18 protein-coding genes are annotated in these 15,287 nt (G+C 70.0%); 12 read left to right on the top strand and 6 right to left on the bottom strand.

The window, feature by feature from the left end:
* Positions 1 to 35 precede the first annotated feature (35 nt).
* Both ACG00Y_RS16645 and soxR read right to left on the bottom strand, forming a co-directional pair.
* Positions 36 to 812 (bottom strand): ferredoxin--NADP reductase, encoded by a 777-nt coding sequence (locus tag ACG00Y_RS16645; RefSeq protein ID WP_394480703.1) that lies wholly within the window; start codon positions 810 to 812, stop codon positions 36 to 38.
* Positions 813 to 882: 70 nt separating this feature from the next.
* Positions 883 to 1,338 carry a redox-sensitive transcriptional activator SoxR gene (gene soxR, locus ACG00Y_RS16640; RefSeq protein WP_394480702.1) on the bottom strand — a complete coding sequence of 152 codons (456 nt, stop codon included), beginning with the start codon at positions 1,336 to 1,338 and terminating at the stop codon, positions 883 to 885.
* A gap of 57 nt (positions 1,339 to 1,395) precedes the next feature.
* On the opposite strand from soxR, the gene ACG00Y_RS16635 reads away from it, so the two are divergent.
* From ACG00Y_RS16635 to ACG00Y_RS16620, 4 genes are read left to right on the top strand one after another with little or no spacing between them, the layout of a single operon-like run.
* Complete coding sequence (locus ACG00Y_RS16635) at positions 1,396 to 2,382, top strand: questin oxidase family protein (protein ID WP_394480700.1); 987 nt, start codon at positions 1,396 to 1,398, stop codon at positions 2,380 to 2,382.
* 30 nt (positions 2,383 to 2,412) lie between these two features.
* On the top strand, positions 2,413 to 2,988 hold the full coding sequence (locus ACG00Y_RS16630) for a helix-turn-helix domain-containing protein (protein WP_394480698.1): 576 nt from the start codon (positions 2,413 to 2,415) through the stop codon (positions 2,986 to 2,988).
* On the top strand, positions 2,985 to 3,509 hold the full coding sequence (locus ACG00Y_RS16625) for a GNAT family N-acetyltransferase (RefSeq protein WP_394480697.1): 525 nt from the start codon (positions 2,985 to 2,987) through the stop codon (positions 3,507 to 3,509). Before ACG00Y_RS16630 ends, ACG00Y_RS16625 begins: the two co-directional genes overlap by 4 nt.
* A 19-nt stretch (positions 3,510 to 3,528) precedes the next feature.
* The gene (locus tag ACG00Y_RS16620; protein ID WP_394480696.1) at positions 3,529 to 3,963 is read left to right on the top strand and encodes a DUF4265 domain-containing protein; all 435 of its coding nucleotides are present in this window, start codon (positions 3,529 to 3,531) and stop codon (positions 3,961 to 3,963) included.
* Positions 3,964 to 3,981: 18 nt separating this feature from the next.
* Here ACG00Y_RS16620 and ACG00Y_RS16615 read toward each other — a convergent pair whose 3' ends face one another.
* From ACG00Y_RS16615 to ACG00Y_RS16605, 3 genes are all read right to left on the bottom strand, one after another.
* Positions 3,982 to 6,285 (bottom strand): ATP-binding protein, encoded by a 2,304-nt coding sequence (locus tag ACG00Y_RS16615; protein WP_394480695.1) that lies wholly within the window; start codon positions 6,283 to 6,285, stop codon positions 3,982 to 3,984.
* A gap of 95 nt (positions 6,286 to 6,380) precedes the next feature.
* A complete protein-coding gene (locus ACG00Y_RS16610) occupies positions 6,381 to 6,662 on the bottom strand; it encodes a BTH_I0359 family protein (RefSeq protein WP_394480694.1) in 282 nt (93 codons plus the stop codon).
* Positions 6,663 to 6,785: 123 nt separating this feature from the next.
* Positions 6,786 to 7,673: a DUF3108 domain-containing protein gene (locus tag ACG00Y_RS16605; protein WP_394480693.1), complete on the bottom strand. Its 888-nt coding sequence runs from the start codon at positions 7,671 to 7,673 to the stop codon at positions 6,786 to 6,788.
* Between the two features lie 33 nt (positions 7,674 to 7,706).
* Between ACG00Y_RS16605 and ACG00Y_RS16600 the strand changes: the two genes are divergently transcribed.
* From ACG00Y_RS16600 to ACG00Y_RS16580, 5 genes are all read left to right on the top strand, one after another.
* A complete protein-coding gene (locus ACG00Y_RS16600; RefSeq protein WP_394480692.1) occupies positions 7,707 to 8,480 on the top strand; it encodes a fumarylacetoacetate hydrolase in 774 nt (257 codons plus the stop codon).
* Positions 8,477 to 9,418, top strand: coding sequence for a nucleoside hydrolase (locus ACG00Y_RS16595; protein ID WP_394480690.1), 942 nt, complete (start codon positions 8,477 to 8,479; stop codon positions 9,416 to 9,418). The genes ACG00Y_RS16600 and ACG00Y_RS16595 overlap by 4 nt, the downstream gene beginning before the upstream one ends.
* Before the next feature lie 116 nt (positions 9,419 to 9,534).
* Positions 9,535 to 10,527: a diguanylate cyclase domain-containing protein gene (locus tag ACG00Y_RS16590; RefSeq protein WP_394480688.1), complete on the top strand. Its 993-nt coding sequence runs from the start codon at positions 9,535 to 9,537 to the stop codon at positions 10,525 to 10,527.
* A gap of 44 nt (positions 10,528 to 10,571) precedes the next feature.
* Positions 10,572 to 11,249, top strand: a complete 678-nt coding sequence (locus tag ACG00Y_RS16585; RefSeq protein ID WP_394480686.1) for a DUF4197 domain-containing protein — start codon at positions 10,572 to 10,574, stop codon at positions 11,247 to 11,249.
* Positions 11,250 to 11,342: 93 nt separating this feature from the next.
* The gene (locus ACG00Y_RS16580) at positions 11,343 to 12,317 is read left to right on the top strand and encodes a ProQ/FINO family protein (protein WP_394480684.1); all 975 of its coding nucleotides are present in this window, start codon (positions 11,343 to 11,345) and stop codon (positions 12,315 to 12,317) included.
* Here ACG00Y_RS16580 and ACG00Y_RS16575 read toward each other — a convergent pair whose 3' ends face one another.
* Positions 12,318 to 13,697, bottom strand: a complete 1,380-nt coding sequence (locus ACG00Y_RS16575) for a leucyl aminopeptidase family protein (RefSeq protein ID WP_394480682.1) — start codon at positions 13,695 to 13,697, stop codon at positions 12,318 to 12,320.
* Between the two features lie 152 nt (positions 13,698 to 13,849).
* On the opposite strand from ACG00Y_RS16575, the gene ACG00Y_RS16570 reads away from it, so the two are divergent.
* The 3 genes from ACG00Y_RS16570 (at position 13,850) to ACG00Y_RS16560 (ending at position 15,287) form a co-directional block, all read left to right on the top strand.
* Complete coding sequence (locus tag ACG00Y_RS16570) at positions 13,850 to 14,032, top strand: hypothetical protein (protein ID WP_394480681.1); 183 nt, start codon at positions 13,850 to 13,852, stop codon at positions 14,030 to 14,032.
* Between the two features lie 137 nt (positions 14,033 to 14,169).
* Positions 14,170 to 14,745 (top strand): hypothetical protein, encoded by a 576-nt coding sequence (locus tag ACG00Y_RS16565; RefSeq protein ID WP_394480679.1) that lies wholly within the window; start codon positions 14,170 to 14,172, stop codon positions 14,743 to 14,745.
* A complete protein-coding gene (locus ACG00Y_RS16560) occupies positions 14,742 to 15,287 on the top strand; it encodes a tRNA-uridine aminocarboxypropyltransferase (RefSeq protein WP_394480678.1) in 546 nt (181 codons plus the stop codon). The genes ACG00Y_RS16565 and ACG00Y_RS16560 overlap by 4 nt, the downstream gene beginning before the upstream one ends.

The following is a 15,287-nucleotide window of genomic DNA, read 5'->3' as shown; positions in this document are numbered from 1 at the left end:
TTGCCGCGTTCAGCGCGCAAGCCTGGGCGAGGGGCTCACTTCTCTACAAAGGCCCGCTCGATGACGTAGTCGCCCGGCGTCGTCGTGCTGCCTTCCTTGAAGCCGCGGATGTCCAGCATCTCCTGCATGTCCTTCAGCAGCGCCGGGCTGCCGCACAGCATGATGCGGTCGTTCTCCGGGTTCAGCGGCGGCAGGCCCAGGTCGGCCTGCAGCTTGCCGGTCTGGATCAGGTCGGTGATGCGGCCCATGTTCTTGTAGGGCTCGCGCGTCACGGTCGGGTAGTACAGCAACTGCTCGCTGGCGAACTCGCCGAGGAACTCGTGCTGGTGCAGGTCCACCGTGAGGTGGTCGTGATAGGCCAGCTCGGCCACCTCGCGCACGCCGTGCACGATGACGACCTTTTCGAAGCGCTCATACGTCGCCGGATCGCGCACGATGCTGATGAAAGGCGCCAGGCCCGTGCCGCTGCCCAGCAGGTAGAGGGTCTTGCCCGGCAGCAGGTAGTCGATCAGCAGCGTGCCCGTGGGCTTGCGGCCGACGACGATCTTGTCGCCCGGCTTGATGTGCTGCAGCTTGGACGTCAGCGGGCCGTCCGGCACCTTGATGCTCAGAAACTCCAGCTGCTCCTCGTAGTTGGCGCTGACGATGCTGTAGGCACGCAGCAGCGGTTTCCCGTTCTCGCCCTTCAGGCCAATCATCGTGAAGTGGCCATTGGAAAAACGCAGGGCCTGGTCGCGCGTCGTCGTGAAGCTGAACAGGCGGTCGGTCCAGTGGTGGACGGTCAGGACGGTCTCTTCGTGGAAGGCACTCATGGGCGGTGTTCTTGACGGGGTTAACCCCGGGATTTTCGCCTGGAAGTGATATTCGGTCGTCGCCTAAGGGTCAACCGTTCGTTTCGATGCGCAGAAGCCTCGCTCCGACGCCCTGGCCGCCGGCCTTGTCCTCGGGGTTGTAGAGCGCGCAGGCCTTCAGCGACAGGCAGCCGCAGCCGATGCAGCCCGTCAGTCGCTCACGCAACTGCTGCAGCGCGGCGATGCGCGCATCCAGCAGCGGCGCCCAGCTGGCGGACAGTCGCGCCCAGTCGGCCTTGGTGGGCGTGCGCCCATCGGGCAGCGTGGCCAGCGTGGCCTTGATCTGCGGCAGCGTCAGCCCGACTGTTTGAGCCGCACGGATGAAGGCGACACGGCGCAGTGCATGGCGCGGGTACTGCCGGTGGCCGCCCGAACTGCGGCTGCCGGTGAGCAGCCCCTCGGCTTCGTAAAACCGCAAGGCACTTGTCGCGACGCCCGCGCGCTGGGCCAACTGGCCAATCGTCAGCAGCGTGGTGCTTGACTTCAAGTTCACTTCAACTTCGAGCATGGCGGCCATGTTCCCACGGACGAGGTTCCCGTGCTGATGAAAACCATTGCCCCCGCCAGCATCGCCCAGCTGCACCACCTGCTCGACGCCGGCCAGGCGCTGTCCGCCACCTACCGCGGCCAGATGAGCAACCATCTGCCGATGGCCCAGCAGGCGCTGCTGGAGCTGGGCGCATCGGCCGCGCGGCTGCAGGCCTTCACGGAGGCCGGCGAAGCCCCGCTGGAGCCGCGCATCGCCGCGCGGCCGGCGCGCATCACTATCGAGAGCGACCTGGGCCGGGCGGACAGCGACGCCGCCTGGCGCGCCCACTTCACGGCGCGCATCGCCGAGTTGGGTTCGGGTGCCGCGCTGCTCGAGGCGTTGGCGCTGCTGCTGCCCGGCACCGGCGCCATCGCCTTTCACGGGCTCATCCGCACGGGCCACGCCGTGCTGGCCGGCCACGAGGGCGAGCTGGCCGCTGGTCTGGCGCACTGGGCATCGCACTTCATGCCGCTGGCGACGACCGATGACGGCCCGCCGCTGGACCTGCCCGACTGGCTGCAGGCGCTGGCGACGCTGCCGCGCCCCGCCTACCCAAGCAGCACCCTCATCTCCGGTCGCATGCAGGCCTGGCGCGGCTCACCCGATTTCGCCGCCATCGCCGGTCGCCTGCGCCACGGCCCCGACACGCTGCGCGAGCTCGCGCTGCTCGCCGCCCGCACCTACGCCGCCACCCGCAACTTCACCGTGCTGCACCTGCTGACGGCCAGCCACGCGATGAGCGTGCTGCAGCCTTGGTGGCCGACGCCCGACCTTGCGCGCGGCTTCAGCGTCGCCGCCGCAGCCGGCCTGCTCGCCAGCGGTGCCACGCCGGCCTTGACGCTGGACCGCCCGCTCAGCCGCCCCTGGCCGGCGCTGGTCGCCGCGGCCTGCGCCCAGGACGACGCCCACGTCATCAAGCTCACCCACGCCGCCTGGCGCCTAGGCCGGCGCTGGCCCGACCCCGCCTGGCGCCGCGCCGTCGAGCGCGCCATTCCAGTTTGATGGAGGATTGTTTCCAGTAAACTGGATTGCATGACCAAGGACAACATCACCGAGCTCATAGGCCGCCGGCTGCGCGAGCTGCGCGCGGCGGCCGACCTGTCGCTGGACGCGCTGGCGCACAAGAGCGGCGTCAGCCGCTCCAACATCTCGCTGATCGAGCGCGGCCAGAGCAGCCCCACGGCCGTCGTGCTGGACAAGCTCGCATCGGCGCTGGGCGTCAGCGTCGCGTCGATGTTCGAGGTAGGCCCCGCGCCCGCAGCGCCGTCGCCGCTGGCTCGCGTGGCCGACCAGCCGGTGTGGAGCGACCCCGCCTCGGGCTACATCCGCCGCAACGTGTCGCCCCCCGGCGTGTCGCCGCTGCAACTGGTGGACGTCATCTTCCCCGCCGGCCAGCGCGTCGCCTTCGAGACCTCCGAGCGCGACACCGACATCCACCAGCTCGTCTGGATGATCGACGGCGTCATGGAAATCGCCCACGGCGCTGAGCAGTGGCAGCTCAACCCGGGCGACTGCCTGGCCGTGCGCCTGGACGCGCCCATCCGCTTCCACAACCCCGGCAGCAAGCCGGCCCGCTACCTCGTCGCCCTCACCGGAGCCCGGCCATGAGCGTTGTTGTCATCCGCGAACTCGACGCCGCCGAGGCGCTGGCCCGCGTGGTCGAACTGGCCGAGGTGCTCCGCGATTGCGTCGAAGGCGGCGCGTCGGTCGGCTTCATGCTGCCGCTGGCTTCAGGGCGCCCGGAAGCCTTCTGGCGCAAGGTCGCCGCGGGTGTCGCGGCCGGCGAGCGCCACCTTTTCGTCGCTGAGGACGAGGCCGGCCGCATCTGCGGCACGCTGTCTCTCGTTGTCGACATGCCGGACAACCAGCCGCACCGCGCGGACGTCAGCAAGATGCTGGTCCACCGACGCGCCCGCCGCCAGGGTCTGGCCGAGCGGCTGTTGCGTGCGCTGGAGGCGAGGGCGCGTGAGCTGGGCAAGACGACGCTGGTACTGGACACCGTCACCGGCAGCGATGCGTCGCGGGTCTACGAGCGGCTGGGGTGGCTCAAGGCGGGGGATATTCCAAACTACGCGTTGATGCCGGATGGGCCGTTGTGTTCGACAACCTACTATTTCAAGCCCATCTGACGGCCCGACGCGAGCGATCATGGAAATGCTGCTTTTTGCCTTGGATGTTGACGATGGCTGGCCGCCTGTTGCGGCAGAAGGCGTTTGGTGTGAGCGAGACGGAGACTTGTACTCACTCAAGAACGTTCCGCTCTTCATCCGTGGTCTTGCGGTCGGCGATGTGTTCCGCGCCCAGCATGACCCTGTCAACGGGCAGATTTTCGAGTTCGAACTGGTGAAGTCGTCAGGGCACTCACTGGTTCGGGTGTTGAACAACGATTCCCTTGACTTCTCACTGCCGGAGAAGCGACTGCTCGAAATGGGATGTTCGTTAGCTACCTTCGAGAAGTTCTCGATGTTCGCCATCGATGTGCCCGCAGAGGTGGGGCGCGATGAGATCAACGCGATAGTTGATTCGCTCGAAGAAGAAGGTTTTGCGCTGGCGTTCCCGGTCTGGCGGCACGAACCCGCTTAGTGCGGGCCGCGACCCGCACTACCTGAAGCCGATGCCGCGCCTCTCGCGGACCTCCGGCTTCGCCCGATGCTCCGCCTCCAACTGAGCCAGGAACTCATCCGGCGTGAAGGCCTCGCCGAGGATCTCGACCTGATGCCTCACGGCCGCGAAGTCGCCATGCGTCAGGCAGTCCATCGCCAGCAGTCGTGAGCGCTGCTCATCGTCCGGCGCAACCCCCGCCTCGCGCTCGAACATCGTCACTCGCTGCTCTGGCTTCAATGCCTTGAACCGGATCTTGAACGCGAAGCGCCGCAGCGCCGCCTCGTCCAGGTCGTCGAAGAGATTGGTCGTGCAGATGAACAGCCCGCTGAAGCGCTCCATGCCGGCCAGCATCTCGTTGACCTCACTCACCTCGTAGTTGCGCTCCGCCCGCTTGCGGCTGCGGAGGAAGCTGTCGGCCTCGTCCAGCAGCAGCACGGCGCCTTCGCTCTGCGCCGTCTCGAACATGCGCGCCATGTTCTGCTCGGTCTCGCCGACGAATTTGCTGGCGATGTCGCTGGCGCGCTTGACCATCAGCGGCCGGCCCAGCGCCTGCGCGATGTGCTCGGCAAGGGCCGTCTTGCCGCTGCCGGGCGGGCCGTAGAAGCACAGCTGGCCCCGGCCCTTGCGCTGCAGCGCCTCGACGATGCGCGGGATCTCGAAGCGGCTTTCGCAGTTCAGCAGGTCCAGCGCGTAGCTCGTCACGCAGGGCCGCGCGACGCTGCCGCCGTCGTCGCGGCCCAGCGCCTTGTCGGCGTTGAGCAGTTGGCGCTCGATCAATTTCTCGGCGTCATCCGCCGCACCGGCCAGTTGCGCAAAGCGCACGGCGGTGCGGATCTGCGCCGGGGTGAGCCCCGGCCGCTCGGCCAGCTTGGCGACAAAGGCCTCGCTGACGACGACCTCGCCCAGGGACTTGGCCACCAGGCCGCGCCGCGCGCCGGGCGGCGGTGACTTCAATTCAAGGTGGTACTGGAAACGGCGCCGGAAGGCCGGGTCGATCTGCTCGATGCGGTTGGTGACCCAGATGACCGGCACGGGGTTGGTTTCCAGGATCTGGTTGACCCAGGCCTTGCCGCTGACCGAGTTGCTTAACGCCCCCTCGGCGCTGGCGTCCAGCCGGCTCAGCAGCGAGGCCGTGTCGCTGGACAGGGGAGGGAACACGTCCTCCACCTCGTCGAACAGCAGCGCGACATTGGCGCTGGCCTTCAGGAAGACCTGGCTGATCTGCAGCGAGCGGTAGCGGTCGCGGCCGGACAGCGAATTGCCGTCGCGGTCGGCGTACTCGACCTCGTACAAGTCCAGCCCGGCGGCGGCGGCGGCCACCTTGGCCAGCTCGGTCTTGCCGGTGCCGGGCGGGCCGTAGAGCAGCACGTTGACGCCGGTGGCATGCGTCGCCACGGCCCGGCGCAGCAGGCCTTGCAGCAGGTCGAGGTCTTCGGCGACGAACTGGAAGTCGCCGCTGGCCAGCGCGCTCGGCGTGGCCGGCCGGGTGAACACGGCCATCAGGTCGTGCGGGCCCTGGTATTCGCGCATCAGCACCGGCGGCAGCTGGTCGCTGACCTTCATCAGGTCGGCCAGGTCGGTGATGTTGTGCTCGGAGATCAGGTTCTCGACCATGCCGATGCGCTCCAGCCGCGAGCCGGCACGCAGCGCCTCGGCGACTTCGCGCTCGTCGACACCGGCCACCGCCGCGATGGCCGCGAAGGCCTCCTGCGCCGTGTTGACCTTGAACTCCACCAGCGCCCCGCGCAGCTCGCGCTGGTAGCGGGCCAGCGTGCCGTACAGCAGGATGGCGCGCTCGGCCGGGTTCAGCTGCAGCAGCGTGCCCAAAGCGGCGATGTTCTTCTCCACCAGCGTGGACTCGCGCTTGAGCTGGCGGTCCAGGTGTTCGCAGGTGGTGGCCAGCAAGGCCATCATGTCCTTGGGCGCGTCCTTGACGTATTCATCGAGGTAGAAGAACAGCGTGCCTTCGGAGAAAGGGCCGCTCCACTGGCCGAAGCGGTCGAGGAAGGCCTCGTCGGACAGCGCCTCATGACCGCGCCACAACTCGTTGCCGGTGCAACGCTGGGCCAGGTAGGCGCGCAGCCTCTGCAGCACGCGCGTGGGCCACACGAGGTGGCGGCCGGTGAAGGACAGCAGGCCGTTGAAGTCGCGCCGCAGGTTGAAGCGGCCGGCGTGCCGCACAGTCAGTGTCAGCACAAACTGCGAGCACATCCGGTCCAGCACCGGGGCGCTGTCCAGGCCGGGCGAGGGCAGCACGGTGCCGGCTGCCCGGAATGTCTGTGCGGCGGCTCGCTTCACCATCGAATGGGCTCCTTGCGCGGCCTGCAGCGGCCGGCGTTGACCCATCTTGTATCAGGGTTGGCGGCAGATCAACGTCAAAACCGCCCCCTAAACGTTCAGTGCATCACGACCGGCTGCTGGCCCATCACGGCGTAGCGCTCGATGAAGGTGTCCAGTTCGTCCTCGGAAGGCTCGCCGCCGTCGATGAGGGCTTGCACGCCCTGCTGGAAGGACTCGGCCAGCGCGCCCTCGATGAAGATTTCCTTGCGGGCGAACTTGTCGACGATCTCGAAACCACCGCGGTTGATCAGCGGCCCCGCCTCGACGGCCTGGGGCACGTCGGTCGGCACGTCGAACTGGACGACGATGAAGCTGTCGGAGTTGTAGAGCATGTGCATGGCGTTCTCCCTGGTGCTTCAACTGCGGGTGGGGCCTGGGGTTTCAAGCCCTGGTGGGTACAGATACTGGCAGAACCGGGGTCTGATCGGGTCAACCCCGGCGCCTGCATCATGTAGGAAGCGTCAGGAGTTCACGTCGACCAGGGTGATTTCATACCCCCGCGTCTCGGGGTCGCCCTGGCGCAGCCGCACGGGCCAATAGCCGCGCGCGGGGTCAAGCCACAGATCGATGCCCGGGTCATACGGCCCCAGCGATTGGCGGCGCAGATGGATCATGCCGGCGTCATTTGGCCCGGCGTCGACCGCCTCGAAGGTCCATTCACGCAGCTCTCCGCGCAGGCCGGCCACCCAGATGCGCCAGCGGCCGCCCGGCGCCGGGGCGGCCTGCACCAGCGCGGCCAGTTGCAGCCACCAGGAGAGGCGGTCCTGCGCGCCATCGGGCAGCGCGTGCTGCGCCGGGCTGGCCGAAAAGCTGACGCGTCGGCCGTCGGCGTCGAAATTGACGGCCTGGCGGTCCCGGCCGTCGCGCTGCAGCGCGAAGCGCTCGGGCGCCAGCCCGGTGCCGCCGGTGCGGCCCAGGCTCTCCCAGGCGGGCAGCGCGCGGTCGCCGATGCGCCGGCTCAGTCGCAGGCTGTAGCGGCCATCGGGCTGGGGCTGCCAGTCCAGCAGTGCCTCGCCGTCCTGGCCGCCCTGGCGCAGGCGGTAGCGCCAGGCGGCCGGGCCGGCCAGGCGCAGCGGCGGTGAGTCGGCCGCAGCTGCGTCGACAGCTTGCGGCGCTGCCAGCTTGCCCGGGTGGGTCGAACGCGGCCGGGCCGTGGGCGGGGTCGCGGCCGCAGGCTCGGGCAGCGCCACCGACACGGTGGGCGGCAGCAGGCGCGCGATGCTGACCGCCTGCGCCGGCCGGGGCGCGTCCACGCGCGTGCGCTCGCCACCCAGCAACACCGCATGGGCGAGCACGCTGGCCGCCAGCGCCAGCCAGGCGGCTCGGGGCAGGGCGGGGCGGATGGGCATCGCACAATGCTGCCATCACCCGCATCTCCCGCCATGAAACTTGCCAGCTACGCCGACGGCTCGCGCGACGGCCACCTCGTCGTGGTGTCGCGCGACCTGACCCAGGCCCACTACGCCACCGGCATCGCCACCCGCTTGCAGCAAGTGCTGGACGACTGGGGCTTCATCGCGCCGCAGCTCGAGGACCTGGCCGTGCAGCTCAACCACGGCAAGCTGCGCCACGCCTTCAACTTCGAGCCCGACAAGTGCCTGGCGCCACTGCCGCGTGCCTATGGCTGGGCGGTCGTCGATGCCGGCGGCGGCGTGCGTCGCGAGGCGGGCAGCTTCGCGTCGCCGCACCAGCCGCTGCGGGCCGCCGCGTGCTGTGAGCCGGCGCTGGCTGCCATCGCCGGCGACCTGGCTGCTGCCAGCGATGCCGCAGCGGCGCTGGACGCGCTGCGCCTGCTGGGCTTCGCCATCGACTGGCGCATCGACGGCGAGCTGATCGCCACTCAGGCTGCGCCGGTGGTCGTCACGCCCGACGAACTGGGCGACGCCTGGGCCGCCGGCCGCCTGCAGGCCCGGCTGCATGCCTTGCACAACGGCGCCAAGCAGGTGCCCAGCGACGTGGCCGCCGCGCCCGGCGAAGCGCTGGCCCGGCTGGCACGTCTGCGGGCCCTGCGCGCCGGCCAGGTGGCGGGCGTGGCCCTGGGCGCGCTGGACCTGAGCCTCGCCCCAGGCGACAGCCTGCACCTGGACCTCAAGACCGCCGCCGGCACCAGCCTGTTCGGCGCCATCGACCTCGACATCGCTCCGCCCGCCCCATGACCCCTTTGCCGATCATCATCGACACCGACCCCGGCCAGGACGACGCCATCGCCCTGCTGCTGGCCGCCGCCAGCCCGGAGCTGGAGCTGCTGGGCGTGACCACCGTCGCCGGCAACGTGCCGCTGCGGCTGACCACGCTCAACGCCCGCAAGGTCATGGAGCTGGCCGGCCGCGCCGATGTGCCCGTCTGCGCGGGCGCCGACCGGCCGCTGGACGTGCCCCTGGTCACCGCCGAGCATGTGCATGGCGACACCGGCCTGAACGGCGTCGACCTGCCCGAGCCCGCGCTGCCGCTGGACCCGCGCCACGCGGTCGACTTCATCATCCAGACGCTGCGCGAACGCGAGTCCGGCACCGTGACGCTGTGCCCGCTCGGCCCGCTGACCAACATCGCGCTGGCGCTGCGCCAGGCGCCCGACATCGCGCCGCGCATCCGCCGCATCGTGCTGATGGGCGGCGGCTTCTTCGAGGGCGGCAACGTGACGCCAGCGGCGGAGTTCAACATCTACGTCGACCCGCAGGCGGCGCACGAGGTCTTCACCAGTGGCGTACCCGTCACGATGGCGCCGCTGGACGTCACGCACGAGGCGCTGACGACGGCCAGACGCATCGAAGCCATCCGTTCGCTGGGCAACCGCGCTGGCGCCGTCGTGGCCGCATGGATGGAGTTCTTTGAGCGCTACGACGAAGAGAAGTACGGCCAGGACGGCGGCCCGCTGCACGACCCCTGCGTCATCGCCTGGCTGCTGCGCCCCGAGCTGTTCACCAGCCGCGACTGCAACGTGCGCGTCGAGACGCAAAGCGAGCTGACGCGCGGCATGACCGTCATCGACTGGTGGGGCGTGACCTGCCTGCCCGCCAATGCCCAGGTGCTGCGCCACGTCGATTCGGACGGCTTCTTCGCGCTGCTGACCGAGCGGCTGGCCCGGCTTGGCTGACGAGCGCTCTTCAGGGAGCAAACCCCTGTCGACGCCGTTTCTGTCGAATGTGAAAATTCACGACCTTGGGTTGTGAGCCGGACAGAGCGTGGCGCTCTGCCGGGTGGGAGAAATCGTTGCCGAGCCGAGAAAAACTGCTGGAGGTGATCGCCATCCAGACCGAGGTGACCCGGTTGGGCCTGGATCTGGGCGGCGTCATGAACCTGGTCGTGCAGCGCACGCTCAGCCTGGTCGGGGCCGATGGCGGCGTCGTCGAACTGGCCGAGGGCGAGGACATGGTCTACCGCGCTGCCGCCGGCATGGGCAGTGGTGCCGTGGGGCTGCGGCTCAGGCGCGGTGCCAGCCTGTCGGGCCTGTGCGTGCGCGACGGCCGGGCGCTGCGTTGCGACGACGCACTGACCGACCCGCGCACCGACCGCGCCGCCTGCGAAAGGCTGGGCGTGCGCTCCATGGTCGTCGTGCCGCTGCGGCATGGCGGCGAGACGGTGGGCGTGCTGAAGGCCCTGTCGGCCCGGGTCGCGCACTTCGATGAGCGCCATGTCGTGCTGCTGGACATGCTGTCCGAGCAGGTCGGCGCGGCCATGTATTTCGCGAGCCGCTATGCGCCGCACGAACTCTTTCACAAGGCCACGCACGACGGCCTGACCGACCTGCCCAACCGTTCGCTGTTCCTGGACCGGGTGCGCTCCTCGCTGGCGCAGGCCGTGCGCGACGGCAAGCCGCTGGCCGTGCTGATGCTGGACATGGACGGCCTCAAGCCCATCAACGACCGCTTCGGCCACCGCACCGGCGACGCGGCGCTGCAGGAGTTCTCGCGCCGGCTGAGTGCTGGCGTGCGTCAGTCCGACACGGCGGCGCGGCTGGGCGGCGACGAGTTCGGCGTGTTGCTGCGCCCGCTGGCGGCGGAGGGCGGGTTGGAGGCCACGCTGGGTCGGCTGGCCCAGCAGATCAACGGCAGCTTCGAGTTCGAAGGCCGCCTGCTGCGCGTGGCTGCCAGCGTGGGCGCCGCCTGCTTCCCCGAGGACGGCGCCGATGCCGCCCAGCTCATCGAGCTGGCCGATCAGCGCATGTACGGCCACAAGCGAGCCCTTCAACACGCAGCGGCATGACTCCGGGCGGTGGCAAGATCGCCGCAGTTTGACCGGAGACCGCCATGCAACGTCGCATCATCCTCGCCAGCGCCCCCACCCTTCTGCTGCTGCAGCGCCCGGCTTGGGGCTTGAACCTGACCGAGGGTGACGCCAACGCCGGCATCCGCACGGCGCTGGAGCGCGGCGCCGTCGCCGCCGTGGCGCTGCTGGGCCGGCAGGACGGCTTCCTCGGCAACCCGCTCGTGAAGATCGAGCTGCCCGGCTACCTGAAGGACGCGGCCAAGCTGCTGAAAGCCACTGGCCAGGGCGCCCGGCTGGGTGAACTCGTCACCGCCATGAACCGTGCCGCCGAGGCCGCCGTGCCGGCGGCCAAGCCGCTGCTGGTCAGGGCCGTGAAGGACATGAGCGTGGAGGACGGCTTGAAGATCCTGCGTGGCGGTGACGATTCGGCGACGAACTTCTTCGCCGGCAAGACCCGCGAGCCGCTGCACGCGCAGTTCCTGCCCATCGTCACCAAGGCCACCGAGAAGGTGGCGCTGGCCGACAAGTACAACGCCGTCGCGAAGAAGGCCTCGGGCTTCGGCCTCGTGCGCGGCGACGACGCCAACATCCAGCAATACGTCACCGGCAAGGCGCTGGACGGCCTCTTCCGCCTCATCGGCGAGGAGGAGAAGAAGATCCGCCGCGACCCGGTGGGCACCGGCAGCGCGATCCTGAAGAAGGTGTTCGGTTCGCGGTGAACTGACGCTGCTGCGGTAGGGGCCCCAGCGGACCGGCTACATCGCCGACAATCCTGGCCCTTGCCTGTTTGCTGCTGCCTCGGTGGCTTTGCGATGAATTCCGATCTTCCCGATCCCGTCACTCCGTCCGAAGAGCCGGCAGCCGCTGCGCCCGCGCCCGAGGCCACGCCCGAAATCGAGAGCCCTGCCGAGAGTTCTGCCGAGGCTGCGGCTGAAGCCGCACAGCCCGCCGCAGCCGCACCGTCCGCGCCCGCTGCGGACGCCACGGCCGAGCTGAAGGCGCTGTTCCCCGCGCTGTTCACCGGCCGTCCCAAGCCCGTCAAGCTGCGCGTGCAGGCCGACATCCAGGAGCGCGCGCCGGGCAAGTTCAGCAAGGCCCAGCTCAGCGCCTTCCTGCGCCGCCACACCGGCAGCACCGGCTACCTGATCGCGCTGACCCAGGCCAAGACCCGCTTCGACCTCGACGGCAACCCCGCCGGCGAGATCAGCGAGGAGCACCTGGCCGCCGCCAAGGAAGAGCTGGCCCGCCGCAAGGCCTTGCAGCAGGAGCGCCAGCAGGCCGAGCAGGAGAAGCACCAGCTGGAGTTCCAGCAGCGCCGCAACCGCGCGCAGCTGCTGTGGGATTTCGAGCGCACGACGCTGACCGAGGCCAACTTCTGCGTGCTCAAGGGCGTGGTGGCCGAGGAGCTGCCGGGCCTGCTGGAGATCGCGCGCAAGGAGCGCGCCGAGGCACCGCCCGAGCCGCCGCGTGAACAGTTCCGTGAAGCGCGCCGCGATGACCGTCGCCCCGGTGGCGGCCGTCCCGAGGGCCGCGGCCCTCGTCGCCCGGACCAGCGCTCGGAAGGCCGGCGCGACCAGCCTCGTGGCGAGCGTCCCCCGCGTGGTGATCGCCCGCCGCGTCATGAAACTGGCCGCCCGCCGCAGCCGGGTGGCAAACCCGCGCCTCAGCAGATCGAGCAGCCCGTCGCGTCCCAGATGGCTCAAGCCCTCCAGGCCGCCACCCGGGCTGCCAAGGCCGAGCCGGCCGCCGATCAGCAGCCAGCCGCCAAGGAACAGGCGCCCGATTGATCAGGCGGAATACCGCTGTTCCAGGTAGGCGAGCAGGGTGCGCAGGGTCTGCGCTTCGCCGCCCACCGGCCGCCCCGGGCGGGCCGCGTCGTTCCAGGCGAACAGGTCGATGTGCAGCCAGTCCTGCTGGGGCGGCAGGAAGTCTTCCAGGAACAGCGCTGCGTTGATCGCGCCGGCCAGTGCACTCTTGCCCGTGTTGACGAGGTCGCCGATCGAGCTCTCGATGCCTGCGTGGTACGGCGCCCACAGCGGCATGTGCCACAGCGGGTCGTCCAGCTTCAGGCCCAGGTCCACCAGGTCGCGCGCCGTGTCCATGTGCTTGGCGAACAGCGCCGGCAGCTGCGCGCCCAGGGCGACGCGGGCGGCGCCGGTCAGCGTGGCCAGGTCGATGACGAGGTCGGGCTTGCCTTCGGCCGCATACGCCAGCGCGTCACTCAGCACCACCCGGCCCTCGGCGTCGGTGTTGCCGATCTCGATGTGCAGGCCCTTGCGCGTCTTGATGACGTCGCCCGGCCGGTAGGCATTGCCCGAGATCGAGTTCTCCACCGCCGGGATCAGCAGCTGCAGCTGCACCGGCAGCTTCAGCGCCATGATGAGCGTGGCCAGGCCCAGCGCGTTGGCGGCGCCGCCCATGTCCTTCTTCATCTGGCGCATGCCGTCGCCGCCCTTGATGTTCAGGCCGCCGGTGTCGAAGCAGACACCCTTGCCGACCAGCGCCAGCCGCGGGTGCTTGGGGTTGCCCCAGTTCAGTTCGATCAAGCGAGGTGAGCGCATGCTCGCGCGGCCAACCGCATGGATGCTGGGGAAGTTCTTCTTCAGCAACGCATCGCCGACCGTCTCGCTGTACTTGGCACCGTATTGCTGGGCCAGCAGCTTGGCGGCGGCGGCCAGCTCGGCCGGGCCCATGTGCTCGGCCGGCGTGTTGACGAGGTCGCGCGTGGCCGTGATGGCGGCAGCCACGGCCAGGCCGCGCTCGGCATCGGCGCCGGGCTTGAGCCACAGCGTCGCCGGTTCGCGCTTGGCCGGCTTGTAGAGGTCGAAGCGGTAGCCGCCCAGCTCCCAGGACATGGCCGCGCTTTCGGGCAACAGCGCCAGGCCGGCGTCGTCCAGCCGGTAGTCCCCGGCCGGCAGCGCCAGTGGCAGGCTGCTCAGCGCGAAGGGGTGGGCCGCGTGCGCGACACCGGCAAAGACCTGGGCCAACCGGCCGTCGGCGCCCGGCAGCAGCGCGTGGCTGTCGGCCGCGCCGACGAAGCCGACGGTGGCCAGCCAGGCGCGGGTGGCCTCAGGCAGGCCGGGCGCCAGCGCCTGGAAGGCAGCGCGGTCGACGACGGTGATGGGCGTAGCCTTGGCCGGGGGAGATTTCTTCAGCTTGACGGTCATCGGTCAGCTCCTGGAGTTCGAAGCGGGCATTGTCGGGACCTGGAAGTGCAAACAAGTGTGAACGGCCTGTCAACCGCACCTGGGAACCTGGCGTTGTGCCTCCCAATCGCGCAGCACTCTGTGCGAGACGGTCGAAAGGCCAGACAGCCACCATGAAGATCCAGACCCGCCAGGAACATTCGCACCGCCGCCTGCCCGTGCCCGAGATGGCCCATGCCTGGAGCGCCGAGGAATCCGTCGAGAAGGGCCGCAAGCACGAGGCCTTCGACACCGGCTTCTACAGCGGCGAGCGCCGTGGCCTGGCCCGGGCCCAGCGCTTCGACCGCAAGCGCTGACCGCCGGCTCGGCCCGGTAACCCCCTTCCCAGCCCGCCGTCCGGCCCCGGACGGCGGGTTTCCTTTTGTGTCGTTCTGCCCGTTGCCGTCACTCTCTCGCCGCCGGCCGCGCCGGCTGGCCGGCGAGAATGGCCGTCATGAAAGCCGCCCGCCGCTCCATCGCCTTCATCTCCGGCGCCCTGCTGTTCTCCATGTGCATCGGCGCCGCCATGAAATACGCCAGCATTGGCCTGCCGCGTCATGTCTATCTGTCACTGGGCGGCCGCAACAGCCTGCAGGTCATGCTGGGCGAGGCGCTGGCCATCGTCGCCGTGCTGTTCGTGGTGGCGCTGGTCTGGGGCTATCTGACGCTGCGCCCGGAGCGGCGCCGCCACCGCCCCTATGTCTCCTGGATGATGGCCGGCGTGGGCACGGCCTGGGCCGGCTGGCTGATCTACGGCGCCTTCACCTTCGCGCTGGAGCCGCGTTCCTACTCGGCGCCGCTGCAGACCATGCTGCTGTCGTCCAGCGCCGCGCCGCTGTTCGGGTCCCTGAACGTCCTCGGCGTGGTCGGCGGCGTCTGGCTGGCCGGCATGCTGGCGACGCGCAAGCAGCTGAGCCTGCCCACCACCCGCTCGCGGCGCCGGCCTAGCAAGAGCGCGGCTGCCGCCGAGGCGGAGCATGACAGCGTGCTGTCCACGCTCGACCCGCACGCTGCCCTGCCGCCGCGTTGAGGGCCTGCCCGCGCTGCGGGCGCCCGCCGCCCACCTGCCTTTGCGCGACGCTGCCCGCACCGCCCATCGCACACCGCACCGAGCTGCTGATCCTGCAGCACCCCGCCGAGTCCGGCCATGCGAAGAACACGGCTGCCTTCCTGACGCTGGGCCTGCGGGCCGCCCGGCTGCTGCGCGGCGAGACCTTCGATGCCGCGCTGGCCGGCCCCGGCACGGCGCTGCTCTACCCCGGTGAAGCCACCGCGCCGCCGCCGGCTGAGCTCACGCGGCTGATCCTGCTGGACGGCAACTGGCGCCAGAGCCGCCGCCTGCTGGCCGCCAACCCCTGGCTGGCCGGGCTGCCGCAGGTGAGCCTGCCCTTGCTGCCCAGCCGCTACGCCATCCGCCGCGCTCACCGGCCCGGGCAACTGTCGACGCTGGAGGCCGGCCTGCATGCGCTGGCGCTGCTGGAAGGCGAGCCGGAACGCTTCGAGCCGCTGTGGGCGGCGTTCGACGCTTTCATCAAGGCCGGCCTTTACAGAAGGGAAACGGGGATCACCTAG

Source organism: Pelomonas parva, from assembly GCF_043555835.1.
Taxonomy (GTDB): domain Bacteria; phylum Pseudomonadota; class Gammaproteobacteria; order Burkholderiales; family Burkholderiaceae_C; genus Pelomonas; species Pelomonas parva.
The sequence above is the reverse complement of the archived record's forward strand: the minus strand, read 5'-3'. Positions and strand labels throughout refer to the sequence as shown.

Excerpts from the sequence above, each read along its gene's own strand:
- ACG00Y_RS16635 (WP_394480700.1), top strand. The coding sequence starts at position 1,396 with ATGAAAACCATTGCCCCCGCCAGCATCGCCCAGCTGCACCACCTGCTC.
- ACG00Y_RS16595 (WP_394480690.1), top strand. The coding sequence starts at position 8,477 with ATGACCCCTTTGCCGATCATCATCGACACCGACCCCGGCCAGGACGAC.
- ACG00Y_RS16580 (WP_394480684.1), top strand. The coding sequence starts at position 11,343 with ATGAATTCCGATCTTCCCGATCCCGTCACTCCGTCCGAAGAGCCGGCA.
- ACG00Y_RS16620 (WP_394480696.1), top strand. The coding sequence starts at position 3,529 with ATGGAAATGCTGCTTTTTGCCTTGGATGTTGACGATGGCTGGCCGCCT.
- ACG00Y_RS16625 (WP_394480697.1), top strand. The coding sequence starts at position 2,985 with ATGAGCGTTGTTGTCATCCGCGAACTCGACGCCGCCGAGGCGCTGGCC.
- ACG00Y_RS16615 (WP_394480695.1), bottom strand. The coding sequence starts at position 6,285 with ATGGTGAAGCGAGCCGCCGCACAGACATTCCGGGCAGCCGGCACCGTG.
- ACG00Y_RS16600 (WP_394480692.1), top strand. The coding sequence starts at position 7,707 with ATGAAACTTGCCAGCTACGCCGACGGCTCGCGCGACGGCCACCTCGTC.
- ACG00Y_RS16565 (WP_394480679.1), top strand. The coding sequence starts at position 14,170 with ATGAAAGCCGCCCGCCGCTCCATCGCCTTCATCTCCGGCGCCCTGCTG.
- ACG00Y_RS16610 (WP_394480694.1), bottom strand. The coding sequence starts at position 6,662 with ATGCACATGCTCTACAACTCCGACAGCTTCATCGTCGTCCAGTTCGAC.
- ACG00Y_RS16645 (WP_394480703.1), bottom strand. The coding sequence starts at position 812 with ATGAGTGCCTTCCACGAAGAGACCGTCCTGACCGTCCACCACTGGACC.
- ACG00Y_RS16605 (WP_394480693.1), bottom strand. The coding sequence starts at position 7,673 with ATGCCCATCCGCCCCGCCCTGCCCCGAGCCGCCTGGCTGGCGCTGGCG.
- ACG00Y_RS16585 (WP_394480686.1), top strand. The coding sequence starts at position 10,572 with ATGCAACGTCGCATCATCCTCGCCAGCGCCCCCACCCTTCTGCTGCTG.
- ACG00Y_RS16630 (WP_394480698.1), top strand. The coding sequence starts at position 2,413 with ATGACCAAGGACAACATCACCGAGCTCATAGGCCGCCGGCTGCGCGAG.
- ACG00Y_RS16570 (WP_394480681.1), top strand. The coding sequence starts at position 13,850 with ATGAAGATCCAGACCCGCCAGGAACATTCGCACCGCCGCCTGCCCGTG.
- ACG00Y_RS16575 (WP_394480682.1), bottom strand. The coding sequence starts at position 13,697 with ATGACCGTCAAGCTGAAGAAATCTCCCCCGGCCAAGGCTACGCCCATC.